Origin of the sequence: Albidovulum sp. (genome assembly GCF_041919395.1) — a bacterium.
Classification (GTDB): domain Bacteria; phylum Pseudomonadota; class Alphaproteobacteria; order Rhodobacterales; family Rhodobacteraceae; genus Albidovulum.
Map to the genome: position 1 here is coordinate 1 of NZ_JAYRTX010000205.1, position 1,645 is coordinate 1,645.

A 1,645-nucleotide genomic window follows, 5' to 3' on the forward strand; every position below is an offset into this window, starting at 1 on the left:
ATGGCCCAGAAGGCTGCTGACGAAGCGGCGGCCGCCGCCAAGGCCGCCGAGGAAGAGGCTGCTGCAAAGGCCGCCGAAGAGGCCAAGGCTGCCGAGGAAGCGGCTGCGAAGGCTGCCGAGGAAGCCGCCGCCGCGGCCCAGAAGGCCGCCGAGGACGCCGCCGCCGCCGCGACGGAAGCCGTCCAGCAGGGCACCGAAGCCGCCGCGGGCGCGGCCGGCGCCGTGGCCGGTCTTCTCGACCCGGCGAACTTCGATGCCGATGCGATCAAGAGCGCCATCGACGGCTCTGCCGCGATCGACGATGCGACCAAGACGACGCTGAAGTCCGCCGTTGACGCCGCCGCTGCCGATCCGACGCTCGTGCAGTCGACGATCGATCAGGTCAAGGCCGCGCTCGGCCTCTGAGCCGGTGCAAGAAAGCGAAAGGCCGCGCGGGATCCCGCGCGGCCTTTTCATTTGCCCGGCTGGTGTCAGATACCGTCGCCGACGAAGGCCTTTTCCACCACGTATTCGCGCGGGTCCGAATTCGCGCCTTCGCGGAGCTCGAAGCCTTCGAGCACCGCCTTCACGTCGATGTTGAAGGCAAGCGACCCGCAGACCATCGCCCGGTCGCTGTCGCGGTCCATGGGCGCCAGCCCGAGGTCGGCGAAGACCTTGCCGGAGGCGAGGTTGTCCGTGATCCGGCCCATGCGGGGAAAGTCTTCCCGCGTCGTCGTCGGATAGTATTTCAGCTTGTCGCCGACGAATTCGCCGATCAGGGGATCGTCCTTGAGGCCCTCGACGAGTTGCCGTCCGTACTCCAGTTCGGCCACGGTCCGGCAGGTGTGCATCATCACGACCTGATCGTATTTCTCGTAGGTCTCCGGGTCGCGCATGAGGCTCGCGAAGGGCGCGATGCCGGTGCCGGTGGCGAGGAACCAGATGCGCTTGCCCGGAAGCAGCGCGTCGAGGACGAGCGTTCCGACGGGCTTCGGCCTGAGGATGATCTGGTCGCCGGGGCGGATGTGCTGGAGCCGGGAGGTCAGCGGACCGTCCGGCACCTTGATCGAATAGAATTCGAGTTCCTCGTCCCAGGAGGGCGAGGCGATGGAATAGGCCCGCAGGAGCGGCTTTCCGTTGTCGTCGAGCAAGCCGATCATCACGAACTCGCCCGAGCGGAACCTGAGCGACTGCGGCCGCGTCACCCGGAAGGAAAACAGCCGGTCCGTCCAGTGCCGGACCGAGAGCACGGTCTGCGCATCGGGCAGGGTGCGGACGGGTTTGACGGTGGCGTCGTTCACGGTTTTCAGATCGTCCATGTGAGCCCGGGCGCGTGTCGCCCATCCTCCTTCTAGTCGGGTTCTTGAATGGGGAAAACCCCGGCGTCAGGCCTTCAGCCGCGACCGATAGTCATGGTCGCGCCAGTCGGCGCGGAAGAGCCACTGCTCCTGCGGCTGGCGCGCCGCGAGGTCGTCGGGGATTTCGACTTCGTCGAAGCCGGCCCGGCGCGCCATTGCATACTGGTCGGCGATGACATGTCCCTTCGCCCGGAGCCGGCCCCCGAAGCCGCGGTTCCGCAGGTGGCGGGCCAGCGTGAAGCCTCGCCCGTCCGAGAAGGCCGGAAAGCCGACGGCGATCATCTCGACGCCCTCGAACGAGGCCGGCA

At 67.7% G+C, this 1,645-nt stretch carries 3 protein-coding genes; 1 reads left to right on the top strand and 2 read right to left on the bottom strand.

Annotated elements, in window-relative coordinates; all coding sequences use genetic code 11:
- Nucleotides 1-405: hypothetical protein (locus ACMUOO_RS17450; protein WP_413855837.1), on the top strand; the 405-nt coding region annotated here is incomplete at its 5' end.
- Between the two features lie 65 nt (nt 406-470).
- Here ACMUOO_RS17450 and ACMUOO_RS17455 read toward each other — a convergent pair.
- Both ACMUOO_RS17455 and ACMUOO_RS17460 read right to left on the bottom strand, forming a co-directional pair.
- Nucleotides 471-1,298, bottom strand: a complete 828-nt coding sequence (locus ACMUOO_RS17455; protein ID WP_301918631.1) for a ferredoxin--NADP reductase — start codon at nt 1,296-1,298, stop codon at nt 471-473.
- Nucleotides 1,299-1,364: 66 nt separating this feature from the next.
- On the bottom strand, nt 1,365-1,645 hold a 281-nt coding region (locus ACMUOO_RS17460; RefSeq protein ID WP_413855838.1), incomplete at its 5' end, for a DUF934 domain-containing protein.